This window comes from Olleya sp. HaHaR_3_96 (assembly GCF_019278545.1).
In the GTDB taxonomy this organism is placed as follows: domain Bacteria; phylum Bacteroidota; class Bacteroidia; order Flavobacteriales; family Flavobacteriaceae; genus Olleya.
Window position 1 is genome coordinate 207,373 of record NZ_CP058987.1, and the last position, 13,896, is coordinate 221,268.

The 13,896-nt window shown below is 34.3% G+C and carries 8 protein-coding genes; 4 read left to right on the forward strand and 4 right to left on the reverse strand.

Annotated features, from left to right (window positions below):
- Positions 1 to 140: 140 nt before the first annotated feature.
- The 4 genes from polA to H0I26_RS00900 all read left to right on the forward strand — a co-directional run bounded on the left by polA (position 141) and on the right by H0I26_RS00900 (position 7,255).
- The gene (gene polA / locus H0I26_RS00885; protein ID WP_218700615.1) at positions 141 to 2,996 is read left to right on the forward strand and encodes a DNA polymerase I; all 2,856 of its coding nucleotides are present in this window, start codon (positions 141 to 143) and stop codon (positions 2,994 to 2,996) included.
- A 169-nt stretch (positions 2,997 to 3,165) separates the two neighbouring features.
- Positions 3,166 to 4,431: a DNA cytosine methyltransferase gene (locus tag H0I26_RS00890; protein ID WP_218700616.1), complete on the forward strand. Its 1,266-nt coding sequence runs from the start codon at positions 3,166 to 3,168 to the stop codon at positions 4,429 to 4,431.
- A complete protein-coding gene (locus H0I26_RS00895; RefSeq protein WP_218700617.1) occupies positions 4,428 to 5,504 on the forward strand; it encodes an HpaII family restriction endonuclease in 1,077 nt (358 codons plus the stop codon). Before H0I26_RS00890 ends, H0I26_RS00895 begins: the two co-directional genes overlap by 4 nt.
- Positions 5,501 to 7,255: an ATP-dependent nuclease gene (locus H0I26_RS00900; protein WP_218700618.1), complete on the forward strand. Its 1,755-nt coding sequence runs from the start codon at positions 5,501 to 5,503 to the stop codon at positions 7,253 to 7,255. Before H0I26_RS00895 ends, H0I26_RS00900 begins: the two co-directional genes overlap by 4 nt.
- Positions 7,256 to 7,538: 283 nt before the next feature.
- Here H0I26_RS00900 and H0I26_RS00905 read toward each other — a convergent pair whose 3' ends face one another.
- From H0I26_RS00905 to H0I26_RS00920, 4 genes are all read right to left on the reverse strand, one after another.
- Positions 7,539 to 8,342 carry a tryptophan-rich sensory protein gene (locus H0I26_RS00905; RefSeq protein ID WP_218700619.1) on the reverse strand — a complete coding sequence of 268 codons (804 nt, stop codon included), beginning with the start codon at positions 8,340 to 8,342 and terminating at the stop codon, positions 7,539 to 7,541.
- A gap of 725 nt (positions 8,343 to 9,067) precedes the next feature.
- Entirely contained in the window at positions 9,068 to 9,433 is a 366-nt protein-coding gene (locus H0I26_RS00910) for an endonuclease domain-containing protein (RefSeq protein WP_218700620.1), read from the reverse strand.
- A gap of 524 nt (positions 9,434 to 9,957) precedes the next feature.
- The gene (locus tag H0I26_RS00915) at positions 9,958 to 11,910 is read right to left on the reverse strand and encodes a YgiQ family radical SAM protein (RefSeq protein WP_101015400.1); all 1,953 of its coding nucleotides are present in this window, start codon (positions 11,908 to 11,910) and stop codon (positions 9,958 to 9,960) included.
- A 215-nt stretch (positions 11,911 to 12,125) separates the two neighbouring features.
- The gene (locus H0I26_RS00920) at positions 12,126 to 13,550 is read right to left on the reverse strand and encodes an alpha-amylase family glycosyl hydrolase (protein WP_218700621.1); all 1,425 of its coding nucleotides are present in this window, start codon (positions 13,548 to 13,550) and stop codon (positions 12,126 to 12,128) included.
- Positions 13,551 to 13,896 lie beyond the last annotated feature (346 nt).

A 13,896-nucleotide genomic window follows, 5' to 3' on the forward strand; every position in this document is an offset into this window, starting at 1 on the left:
TTAAAAATGAAGTTCTTTAGTTTTTAAAGAAATTGTAATTTGCAGATTGCAATTTCAATGAGACTTTTTTCATATTTAGAATTAAAGACTCTTCGACTGCGCTTAGAGTGACATCACCTTTCAAATTAAAAACAATTACAATGTCAGATAACAAACGTGTATTTCTAGTAGATGCTTTTGCCTTAATTTTTCGTGGCTACTATGCCTTTATAAAAAACCCAAGAATCAATTCTAAAGGCGTCGATACGTCTGCGGTTATGGGATTTATGAATTCACTTTTAGACGTCATTAAACGCGAAAGACCAGATCATTTAGCCGTTTGTTTTGATAAAGGAGGAAGTGCGGACAGAGTCGAAATGTTTGAAGCTTACAAAGCCAATCGTGACGAAACACCGGAAGCCATAAAAATTGCAGTCCCTATTATCCAAGAGATTTTAAAAGCCATGCATATTCCTATTATGGTAAAAGCAGGTTTTGAAGCCGATGATGTTATTGGTACGCTAGCAAAACAAGCCGAAAAAGAAGGTTACCAAACCTTTATGGTCACACCAGATAAAGATTTTGCACAATTAGTAAGCGAAAACATTTTTATGTATCGCCCCATGTTTGGTGGCGGATATGAAACTTGGGGAATCCCAGAAGTACAGAAAAAGTTTGAAGTTACAGATCCATTACAAGTCATTGACTTTTTAGGAATGATGGGAGATGCCAGTGATAACATTCCGGGTTTACCAGGTGTTGGCGAAAAAACAGCCAAGAAATTTTTAGCTGCTTACGGTAGTATGGAAAATCTTTTAGACAACACACACGAGCTAAAAGGTAAAATGAAAGAAAAGATTGAAGCCAATAAAGAGCTAGGCTTACTATCTAAAAAACTAGCCACTATTATGCTAGATGTACCGGTGACTTTTAACGCTAAGGATTTTGAGTTAGACCAACCGGACATCCCAAAAGTAGTCGAGATTTTTCAAGAGTTAGAATTTAGAAGATTAATAGATAATTTTACAAAAACATTTACTTCCGGAGCAGAAGCAACAGCTATTGCAAACGGCGAACCTTCAGAAAAAAAGGCACCAAAAGTTACACCTAAAGAAGCAGAAAGTGCTGGAGCAGGTCAATTCAATTTGTTTGGAGGCGACCCAAATTCCGCGACAGCGACAACAACAGACGATAGCTTTGCACGCAAAACAGCCGCAACCAATAGCCATTTTTACCAAAGCGTCGCACCAGGAATGGCAACTACATTATTTATTAAAAATTTAATGAGCCAAACGTCTGTGTGTTTTGATACCGAAACCACAGGTTTAAACCCATTAATCGCAGAATTGGTTGGGATTGCATTTTCATGGGAAATTGGTAAAGGCTTTTACCTACCGTTTCCTGCGGACCAAACGGAAGCGCAAGCCATAATCGAAACGTTACGACCATTTTTTGAAGACCAAACCATTCAGAAAATAGGACAGAACTTAAAATACGATATAAAAGTACTAGCCAAATATAACCTACAAGTTAGAGGACCATTATTTGACACCATGTTAGCGCATTATTTAATTAATCCGGACATGCGTCACAATATGGATATTTTGGCAGAAACGTACTTAAACTATACGCCAATTTCTATCACAGAATTGATTGGTAAAAAAGGAAAAAATCAATTATCCATGCGCGATGTTCCGTTGGAGAAACAAACAGAATATGCGGTTGAAGATTCGGATATTACTTTACAATTAAAAGAACATTTTGAAAAAGAATTAGGAGAAGCCGACACCAAAAAATTATTCACAGATATTGAAGTACCATTACTACGCGTATTAGCTGCAATGGAACTGGAAGGTATTAATCTGGATGTTGACTTTTTAAACAGCCTGTCTGAAGATTTAAACAAAGACATAGACACCTTAGTCGCTAAAATTTACGAAGTTGCTGGCGAAGAATTTAATATTGCCTCTCCAAAACAATTAGGAATCATCCTTTTTGAAAAATTAAAACTGGTAGACAAGCCCAAAAAGACCAAAACTGGTCAATATAAAACGGGAGAAGATATCTTATCTGCTTTAGCAAAAGAGCACGAGATTATTAGAAATATCTTAGAATACCGTGGATTAGCAAAACTAAAAAGCACCTATGTGGATGCTTTACCACTTCAGGTGGAAGAAGCAACTGGTCGTGTACATACAGACTATATGCAAACCGTTGCTGCAACAGGACGTTTAAGTAGTAACAATCCTAACTTACAGAATATCCCAATACGTACAGAACGTGGACGTCAAGTGCGTAAAGCCTTTATACCACGTAATGACGACTACATTTTATTAGCTGCCGATTATAGCCAAATAGAACTGCGTATTATTGCTGCGTTAAGTGAAGAGGAAACCATGATTGAAGCCTTTAAAAACGGAGAAGATATTCACGCTTCTACCGCTTCTAAAGTTTTTAACGTGCCTTTAGAAGAAGTGACCAGAGACCAACGTAGTAACGCCAAAACCGTAAACTTCGGGATTGTGTATGGTGTGTCTGCTTTTGGATTAAGTAACCAAACCGATTTATCGCGTGGTGAAGCCAAAGAGCTTATTGACACCTATTACGAAACCTACCCAAAGCTTAAAAAATACATGAGCGCTCAAGTCGAGTTTGCACGTGATAATGGGTATGTAAAAACCGTTTTAGATCGTAGACGTTATCTAAAGGATATTAATAGTGCTAACGCTATTGTCCGTGGTGCTGCAGAGCGTAATGCGGTTAATGCACCAATACAAGGTAGTGCTGCAGATATTATTAAAATTGCCATGATTAACATCTATAACAAACTAGAAGCCGGTAATTATAAAACCAAAATGCTGCTGCAAGTACATGATGAATTGGTTTTTGATGTCTTTAAACCAGAATTAGAGGAAATGAAAACATTAATTAAAACCGAAATGGAACAGGCCTTTAAAATGGAAGTGCCTTTGGATGTGGAATTGGATACTGGTTTGAATTGGTTGGAGGCGCATTAATTTAATAGTTTGGGCGTTACCCGAAAAAGGGTCAGGCTATACGTTGCAAGTCCGCGTTCGTGCCTCACTGTGGGCTTTCCTCTACTATCCTTAACGCAAATGAAGAAGTATGAATAATTTCACTCATAATTTTTCCTTAACTTGCGTTTTTAATTTACAGACAAAATAAGTGGCTTTAAAAGAGAAAATATCGATTGAAAATTTTGAAGATAAAAAATTCAAAATAAGACTTGTAGAATCCAAAAAGGATACAGAAGCTGCCTTTACACATTATTTACATAATCATAAAAATGGCGTTTCTAAATGCTATAAACCTGACGCATTAGAGCACGTAAAAAACTTGTTTGAATATAAATTTCCTGAAGAAGAAATAACAAATTCTACAGCAGAAGAAGCTCTTCAATATTTAATTTTTCAACAAGAAGAGATTCCTTTCCCTGCACCGAAAAAACCCGACTTTAAATTCATTGACCTTTTTGCTGGAATTGGCGGGTTTAGATTAGCATTTCAAAACCTTAAGGGCAAATGTGTTTTTACTAGCGAATGGGATAAATATTCAAAGTTAACCTACAAAGCAAATTTTGGTGAAGTCCCTTTTGGAGATATAACCAAACCAGAAACCAAAAACTACATTCCTGATGGATTTGATGTTTTATGTGCAGGATTTCCTTGTCAAGCTTTTTCAATTGCAGGAAAACGCGGAGGTTTTGAAGATACAAGAGGAACACTTTTTTTTGATGTTGCTGAAATAATTAAAAAGAAAAAACCAAAAGCTATATTCCTAGAAAATGTAAAGGGACTAAGAAGTCACGATAAAGGAAAAACCTTAGCTACAATCTTAAACGTTTTAAGAGAAGATTTAGGGTATTTTGTACCAGAACCCCAAGTAATGAATGCAAAGAAATTTGGAGTTCCACAAAACAGAGAACGAATTTTCATTGTTGGCTTTAGAAAAGATTTAGGGATTGAAGAGTTTGAATACCCGAAACCAGTTACTAAAAAAGTAACATTAGAAGATATACTAGAATCCGAAACAGTTTCAGTAAAATATTATTTATCTGAAACCTATATAAATACTTTAAGAAATCACAAAGCTCGACACGCAAAAAAAGGTAATGGTTTCGGTTATGAAATAATTCCAAATAACGGAACTGCCAATGCTGTAGTTTGCGGCGGGATGGGGAGAGAACGTAATTTAGTTTACGATTTTAGATTAAAAGATTTCACACCTGTAACACATATAAAAGGAGATGTAAATAGAGAAGGAATTCGGAAAATGACTCCTAGAGAATGGGCTAGATTACAAGGTTTTCCTGATAATTATAAAATTGTAGTTTCGGATGCGCAAGCATATAAGCAATTTGGGAATTCTGTTGCAGTTCCAGCAATTCAAGCTACTGCAAAAAAAATCATAGAAAAACTTAAAACTTTATGATTACAGGAAATAAAGGGGAATGGAGCGAAATTTATACGCTTTTCAAATTACTCGGAGACAAACAACTATTTCTTGGGGATAAAGATATTGAAAAATTAGAAGGAATAGTTTACCCTATTTTACGGATTTTAAGAACAGAAAACAACGGAGATTTTGAGTACTCCATTGAAGATGAAATTATTCTTATTTCTGGAGGAGAAGAAATTCTTAAAATTGAGATTTCGGAATTTAAACGTAAAGCAAAATTTTTACTTGAAAAAATAAAAGTTAATAAAGAAAGAACATTTTCTGTTCCAGAAATTGAAGAGTTTATGCAATCAATTAATTGTATCTCTTTAAAAGCTAGCTCTTCAGCTAAAACAGATATTACAATCGTTGTTCACGATCAAAGAACCAATCAGCAACCAACTTTAGGGTTTAGTATAAAATCACAATTAGGAAGCCCTTCTACCCTTCTGAATGCTGGGAAAACCACTAATTTCGTTTTCAAAATTTCTAAGATAAAACTGAATGATTCACAAATAAAAAATATTAATTCTATCTCCTCTAGAAGCAAAATAATGGATAGAATTGATTCAATATTAGACTTAAAGGGGCAGTTTGAATTTGTAAAAACGGAAAGACAAATATTTTCGAATAATTTAGTCCTTATAGATAGTAGATTGCCAGAAATACTATCTGAGATTATTTATCAATTTTATTCTAGTAAAAAATCAAGTATTTCCGATTTAGTTGAGCAAATCAACATTAATAACCCATTAAACTTTGATATATCCAATCAACATCAATTTTACGAATACAAAATCAAACGTTTTTTAACAGATATTGCATTAGGGATGATGCCTTCTAAAGTTTGGTCTGGCCAATATGATGCCACTGGAGGTTATTTAATAGTAAAAGAAAATGGAGATGTTTTATGTTATCATATTTATAATAAAAATGAATTTGAAAACTACTTATTCAATAACACAAAATTAGACACTGCTAGCTCAAGTAGACATGATTTTGGTTCTCTTTATGAGGAAAACGGTCAAATCTATTTTAAGTTAAACCTCCAAATAAGGTTTCTATGATTGATAAAATAAAGACTCTCCAACAATTAAGAGCGAATAGTATTCATAAACAATATATCGAACATATCAGATTTCCTTTTTTTAGGAATTTAGAAACTGACACTAAAATATCTTTTGACTTTCCTATAACATTTCTTGTAGGAAAAAATGGAGGAGGAAAAAGTTCTACTTTACAATCTCTTTATGGCTGCCCTAAGGGATACAGCTTAGGAGATTATTGGTTTACAACTGAATTAGACCCAATAAAAGAATTTGATAAAAAAAGAAATTGTTTCATTTATGGTTTTAAAGATGGTAATATTATTAATGAAGTAATTAAACAAAGAATTAATAGAACAAATGATCCAGACTATTGGGAAACAGCGAAACCAATTAAACGTTATGGAATGTCAACGCATAAAAGATTTTCTCCAATTGATAAAAATGTCATTTACCTTGATTTCAGATCAGAATTAAGTGCGTTTGATAAATTTTTCCATTTTTTAAATTTTCACTCTGAAAGACATAAAACAAAACAAGACTATTTACGGTTCTACTCAAATAAGCTTAAGGAAGCTTTTGATAACGATTCAATTATTTCTTATTATGGTCCAAATAGAAACAAATCAAAAATAACTTTAACTGCTCCAGAAACTAAAATGGTTTCTGAAATATTAAGGAAAGAGTTTGAAACTATTGAAATAATTGAACACAATCTGTTTAAAGATTGGGGGACTTCAATTCGCTTAAAACAAAAAAACATTAATTATTCAGAAGCATTTGCAGGAAGTGGAGAAACAGCTATTGTCATTCTTGTTCATAAAATTTTCAACGCTACTAAGGAAAGCTTAATTTTATTAGATGAACCTGAAACATCTTTACATAGTGGTGCTCAAAAAAGATTAATGTCTTTTTTATTAGAGGAATGCATTAAGAAAAAACACCAAGTTGTAATTTCTACTCATTCACCATTTCTTATAGATAAGATGCCAGATGAATCAATTAAGGTTTTTTCTACATTAAGTAGTAATGGAAAATTCATCATCAATAACAACAGAAGTTATAAAGAAGCATTTCACGAATTAGAAATAGAAAATGCAGACAGGAAAATCATTTTAGTAGAAGATAATACTGCTAAAATACTGCTTGACAAGACACTTGAACATTTAGGTGAAGCTGTACAAGATATTTTTGATATTAGATATCTTCCAGGTGGTGCTGATGATATCAATCAAAGACTTACAACAATTATGGAAATCTCAAATAATACTTGCATATTATTTGATGGTGATCAAAAGAAGATTCTTTTGCCAATTGACTTGAGTGCTTTGCCCGTAAATGAGCAAGACACCAGTACAAAACTAAAAGACTTAATAAAAACACAAACAGGATGTGATATAAAATTTCATCTTGATGGAGGTAAACAACCAAAAAAGATAAAGGAGCAACAAACTTTAGACCTAGCCAAAAAATATTTAAATTTCTACAAAAAAAATGTTTACTATTTACCATTAATGATACCAGAAGATATCATATGGGATAAGAAGTTTGCAAAGAAATTATTAAAACTACTGCAGCCCAAAAAAAATATTTCTATAGTTATCGATAAATCAAAGAACTCTAAAGAGTTAATATTCAATTTTTGCTTGGAATGTTATAACGAAAGTAGTTACTATGAATCTACATTGATACAGTTCATAACAAATTGGCTTAATAAAGAAGATGTAAATTTTATATACATAAAAGACTTAATTAATCAGTTAAAAAATTAAAGTGACACAGACTCTCGAATTGGAAAAATTCTTCTAATCGAAAATAGAGATTATTTTGACCCTGATTTTAATTCCGCTTTTACTGTAAAAACTTATTCAAGTAAAAAAACTACTACGGAAGAAGGTTGGCAACATAATACAATTGCACTAAAACCTAACTCCTACGATAGTAGTTTTAAAAGTATAATAATTAATGAAGACAACAGTAATGAAATGAGAATTATAGGTGAATTTGTTAAGATACTAAGTGAATAACAAACTTTAACACCTCTAATTAACTCTCTTATTTCGCTCCCCTAAAATACTCCATACACTTAATTGCAGGATTTGTTTTTCGGTTTTTAAAACTATGCGCAAAACTGCTTACTATTAAAATAATAGCCGCAACTAACGCTGTATAAGCAACAGTACTATTAGCATCGTTATTGGCTACATAAATAGCAATTAAAGCCCATGCACCAACAAGTGCAAACTCGCGCATGTTTCGTTTCCAGGTCACTGCTATATTTATTATAGTTGCTATTACTATTAATAAAACGGTCCAAAATGTTGGAGACAATCCAAAACCGTCCCAATTATATTTTACTAAAACAGCAGAGACGTTAGCAATACTAGCTACGGTAATCCAACCACTATAAATTACAAAAGGCCACCATAAAAACACAATTACAGAAATTGGAGCATCAGATAATTCCATTTTATTTTTAAGCACTATTTGTAATAGAGAGAATAGTATAATAAAGATAAATATTGAGGATAGTAAGGTGTAACCGTAAATCCAAGTGACAATCCAAGCACAATTAGCAATACAGGAGACTAAAAACCACCACCCCGTTGTTAAAATAAAAGCATCGTCTCTAACCTTTACAAATAAACTACGTCCTTGATAGACTATAAACCCAGTTAAAAACAGATAGATTAATCCCCAAATTGAAAACGCATAACCTGCGGGCGTAAATAATGTATTATAGTCTTTAGAGATTTCGCCAATGGTTGTGTTATTTAATAAACCTGTGTTAGATAAATAGTTCATTACAATTACACAAACAAATGCAACTCCGTTAATTATTTGTAGTCGTTTTTTCATGGTATATTAATCTATATTGGTTTTTGTGTATGCTTACTCTCTATAGGTTAAAGATATGAATTATTTAAGGATGGTTTTATAAACACCGCTAAAGTAACAAAAGGAATAACTATTACCTCAACAGTATTTGTGCGCATTTTATTGGCACATAAAATAGGTGTGATGGGACTATTACTGGTTATGCTGTAGGATGCTTTTACGGACACCCCTAAAGTCCCCTCGAGGGGACGACCTTTACATCAAAAGTTATAGCGCTAATATAATTGGGAGACATAAAATATACAACGAAGTTTAGCACGCATCACTCCGGCAGAATGTCCCCTTGAGGGGACCGCAGGGGTGTTTTAACTCAGGTATGTCAGGAACGCTATTTAAGGACACCCCCTAAAGTCCCCTCTAGGGGACAACCATCGAATCAACAGTTTTGGTGCTAATATAATTGGTAGACATAAAATGTATAACGAAGTTTAGCACGCATCACTCCGGCAGAATGTCCCCTAGAGGGGACCGCAGGGGTGTTTTACTCAACTATGTCAGGAACGCTATTTAAGGACACCCCTAAAGTCCCCTCTAGGGGACAACCATCGAATCAACAGTTTTGGTGCTACTTTAGTTTGATAAGTATAAAGTTTATGAAGAAGCCTAACACGTAACACTCCGCAACAATGTCCCCTAGAGGGGACCGCAGGGGTGTTCACCCAGCTATAGTCAGGGCTGATTTTCAGTCACGCACTCAACTCCCTAACTTTTTCTTCAATAACCAACAACACACTAAACATGTTTTTCTTTACTTCATCATTAGTAAACCTTAAAAAAGTAACACCATACGCTTCTAATTCGCCTTGTCTTTTAGCATCATATAATACTTTATGATCATGACTAGAGCCATCGATCTCGATAACTAAACCAATTTCGTGACAATAAAAATCTGTTATATAATTCAACATCGGTACCTGTCTATGAAACTGAACACCATAAGCGCGTTGTTTTATATTTTGCCAAAGTAAGACTTCGGTTAATGTGCTATTTTTTCGTAATTGTCTTGCAAACAATTTTAAGTCTGAGCGATATGGGATAATCTTATTTCTCATTGTGTAGAATACTTAAAGTAATTATGAGCTCCGGACATACTTTTGAAGCTTATTCAACTATGAACTAACGAGTTAAATATATAACATTATTTGGAGATGTGTTTTATGGACACCCCTAAAGTCCCCTCTAGGGGACAACCATTACCTCAACAGTTAAAGCGCTAGTTTGTTTATTAAGTATAAAGTTAATGAAGAAGTTTAGCACGCAACCCTCCGGCAGAATGTCCCCTTGAGGGGACCGCAGGGGTGTTCACCCAGCTATGTCAGGAACGCTATTTAAGGACACCCCTAAAGTCCCCTCGAGGGGACAACCATCGCATCAACAGTTTTGACGCTAGTTAAATTGGTAAACATAAAATACAGGGTAACTCTTAACACGCAACACTCCGCAACAATGTCCCCTTGAGGGGACCGCAAGGGTGTTCAAACTCAGCTATTTCAGACCCACTCAGAAGAACCACTAAGATATTCAACAAAAAAACCACTAATATTAGTGGTTTTTTTTATTTATAACTAGTCGATTTTTAACGACGTTTCTTTTTAGACTTAAATTGAGCCTTATCTTTTCGTTGATTAAAAGGAACCGCATCATTAAACGTGTTTTTAGCATCGCCTTTAGGTGCGTTTTTACGCCATTTTTCTGCTTTCTCTGGTAGTAACACTTTTAGTAAATCTTGACGCCCTAATTTGTTTAGGGTCTTTTTGATCCACGCTTTATTTTCATCTTTATACCAGAAGAAAAAACGATGTTGCTCGTCTTTCTCTTTACGTGTAATTGGTGTATTTACTTTTTTAAGTGTGTATGGATGGTATCCACTGTAATAAATTACGGTAGCGACAGTCATAGGCGTCGGTGTAAACCCTTGCACTTGCTCTAACTGAAATCCTAAATCCTTAGTTTCGGCAGCTAAGTTTGCCATATCTTCTACCTCACACGCTGGGTGATTAGATATAAAATACGGAATCAACTGTAGTTTTAAACCTTTAGCGATATTAATCTTATCAAAACGCTCTTTAAACTTATGGAAGTATTTAAACGATGGTTTACGCATCAGTTTTAATACAGGATCACTAGTATGCTCTGGTGCTACTTTAAGTCGACCAGAAACGTGCTTAGTCATCACCTCTTCCGTATAAGCATCAAGCTCTTTAGGATCGGCATTTTTATTAAATTCTGGCACCAACATATCGTGTCGAATTCCAGAACCTATAAATGATTTTTTTACTTTTGGATGCTTGTCTACCGCTTGGTACAAATCCGTTAACGGTTTATGTGACGTATCTAAATTACTACATATTACTGGCGAAATACAACTAGGCGCAACACACTTGTCACAAATAGACTGTACTTTACCCTTCATTTGATACATATTTGCACTTGGCCCTCCAATATCACTTAAATACCCTTTAAAATCAGGCATATTAGCAACGGTATCTACTTCTTTTAAAATAGATTCCTGACTACGGGATGCAATAAATTTTCCTTGGTGTGCTGATATGGTACAAAAGCTACAACCACCAAAACATCCTCTGTGAATGTTGATAGAAAACTTGATCATTTCAAACGCAGGAATTGGTCCACGCTTATTATATTTTGGATGTGGTAATCTTGTGTACGGCAAATCAAAAGACGCATCAATCTCCTTTTCCGTCATGGTTGGATAAGGCGGATTAATCATTAAGGTCTTCTCTCCTACTTTCTGAAAAATTCGTCTAGCAGCCAATTTATTTGACTCTTGCTCTATAACTTTAAAGTTAGAAGCATACTGTTTTTTATCACTTAAACATACTTCATGTGATGAGATCTCGATATCTTCCCAATTTGCATTTTTAGGAATACTGTCTCCTTTATCTAAAAGAACAGCCGTTTGTAATACTGTATTAATACTATTAAAAGGCACACCTTTTTCAAGTAAACGGACCACTTCGCGCAAGGGTTGCTCCCCCATACCGTAAACCAACATGTCTGCTTTTGAAGTTTCTAAAATAGAAGGCATTAATTGATCACTCCAATAATCGTAATGTGTTACACGACGCAAAGACGCTTCAATACCACCAATTAAAACAGGTGTGTCTGGCCACTTATCTTTTAAAATTTTAGAATATACTGATGTTGCGTAATCAGGTCTAAACCCAATATCTCCATTTGGAGTATACGCATCTTTATCACGTTTCTTTTTATTAGCGTTATAATTACTAATCATTGGATCCATACAACCACCTGTAACACCAAAAAATAATTTAGGCTTCCCCATTTTAACAAAATCCTGAAGATTATCGTTAACATTTGGTTGCGGAACAATGGCTACACGTAAGCCAAAACTTTCTAACATGCGCCCAATTACCGCTGGACCAAACGTTGGATGATCGACATAAGCATCCCCACTAAAAAGGATAACATCTAGTGCTTCCCATCCGCGTATTTTCACCTCTTTGTTTGTGGTAGGCAACCAATCTGAAAGTTTTAATTCTTGCATAGTCTGCAAAAATAGTCAAAAAAAGACTCTTAAACACTATTGTAAAAGGGTTTAGCATATTTTTTAATATAAATAATGCCATTCTAATTTAACAGGTAACACTACTGACTCTCAACTAGTTTAAACAAACGCCCTTTATTTAATCCATTAATTAAGGTCTATAAAACAGAAAAGTTGGCACGACGTCCAACTTTTCTAACACACTACTAATTCTGTTAATTCTGCTTTACAAAGACTTTGTATTCATTAGCAGCCAATGGAATAGCCTCTCCTTTTAATACGACCACTTGATTGGTAATAAAGTCAAGATATTGCCCTTTTTGTGGCAGATTTGCGTTTACACTTGCTTTAGACACATTTGCAATAAAAACAACCTCATCACCTCCATTTGTTCTTGAAAAAGACAAGACAGCTGTTCCGTTATCAATCGGTGTATATTTTGCTGATGCTTTTCCTCCGTACAATGCTTTATTACTTTGTTTTAGCGTTGCTAATTTTTCTAATAATGCCCACGTGTTTCCTTTGTTATGTGGGAAACTATCTTTTTCAAAAAATAATAACCTATGATCTAAATCAAACTCTTGTCCCGAATAAATTAATGGCATTCCTGGCGTTAAAAAGCTTAAGGTTGTCATCATTTCTGAAGCCTCTCCCATACGTTCTTTTACAGTACCATTCCATGAGTTTTCATCATGATTGGTTACAAAATTCATTAAAATATCATTGGTTGCATAACGCTCAGAATCTGTTTTCATCACAGTATACCATTCTGACACATCACTGTCTCCTTTTGCAATATGGTTCATGGCATGATGTCTATCCCATCCATATCCCATATCAAATAAACCGTCTTCTAACAATTCTGGCTTCCAAGCTTCAGCTAGCATAAAAATGTCTTTTTTAGCGCGTAATTCAGGAATAGCTTGTTGCCAAAAATTGGTTGGCACAGAACCTGCCACATCACATCTAAAACCATCAACACCTTCTTCTGTCAACCAATAGCTCATATCCTTAATCATTGCTTTACGCATCTCTTGATTGTCGTAATTTAAATCTGCAACATCCGTCCAATCCGTATCCAAAGGATGTACTACTTCTCCTTTATCATTTTGTGTGTAAAATTCTGGATTAGTCTTTAACCAGGTATGATCCCAACCTGTATGATTAGGCACCCAATCCAAAATTACATAAATCCCGTTATCATGAGCAGTCGTTAATAATGTTCTAAAATCTTCAATCGTTCCAAATTCCGGATTGATTTTAGTAAAATCAGATACTGCATAATAACTTCCTAAATATTTATCTTGTTCTGCTTCTGGAAACTCAGATGCAAACTTACTATCCGCTCCTCCAGTTGCTTTACGTTTTGTTTCCGAAATAGGAAAAATGGGCATTAACCAAATCACTTTTACACCTATTTGTTTTAACTGCGGAATGTCCTTTGTGAATTGCTCAAAGGTCCCTTCTGTGGAATATTGTCTGATATTAGCTTCATAAATAACAGCAGTTTCTAAAACTGAATCCGATATGGATTTAAGTGCTACTTTTTCTTCTGAAACTCCTTTTGTTTCAGTTTCTTTAGATTCTTCTTTACATGCAAACATGGTAAGGATTGCTATGGATAAAATTATTTTTTTCATTGTGTATTATTTTGCGAACACTTCGACTGCGCTCAGTGTGACATTGGTTATTTTTAATAGAGATGATATTTTTGTCTGCCTCTTTTTTAATGTTCTATTATTTACTTTAAATCTTACTTATATCTTATAGGCACTTCGACTGCGCTCAGTGTGACATTAGTTGTTGTTAATAGAAATGATGTTTTTCTACTACTTTTGAATGTTATATTTTTTACTTTAAATCTTGCTTATATCTTATGAGCACTTCGACTGCGCTCAGTGTGACATTAGTTGTTTTTAATAGAGATGATGTTTTTGTCTGCTTCTTTTTTAATGTTCTATTTTTTACTTTAAATCTTACTTATAT

What these genes read in the sequence shown, in the direction of transcription:
- H0I26_RS00915 (WP_101015400.1), bottom strand. Translation starts at nt 11,910, where the DNA reads ATGCAAGAATTAAAACTTTCAGATTGGTTGCCTACCACAAACAAAGAG.
- H0I26_RS00905 (WP_218700619.1), bottom strand. Translation starts at nt 8,342, where the DNA reads ATGAAAAAACGACTACAAATAATTAACGGAGTTGCATTTGTTTGTGTA.
- H0I26_RS00920 (WP_218700621.1), bottom strand. Translation starts at nt 13,550, where the DNA reads ATGAAAAAAATAATTTTATCCATAGCAATCCTTACCATGTTTGCATGT.
- H0I26_RS00900 (WP_218700618.1), top strand. Translation starts at nt 5,501, where the DNA reads ATGATTGATAAAATAAAGACTCTCCAACAATTAAGAGCGAATAGTATT.
- H0I26_RS00895 (WP_218700617.1), top strand. Translation starts at nt 4,428, where the DNA reads ATGATTACAGGAAATAAAGGGGAATGGAGCGAAATTTATACGCTTTTC.
- polA (WP_218700615.1), top strand. Translation starts at nt 141, where the DNA reads ATGTCAGATAACAAACGTGTATTTCTAGTAGATGCTTTTGCCTTAATT.
- H0I26_RS00910 (WP_218700620.1), bottom strand. Translation starts at nt 9,433, where the DNA reads ATGAGAAATAAGATTATCCCATATCGCTCAGACTTAAAATTGTTTGCA.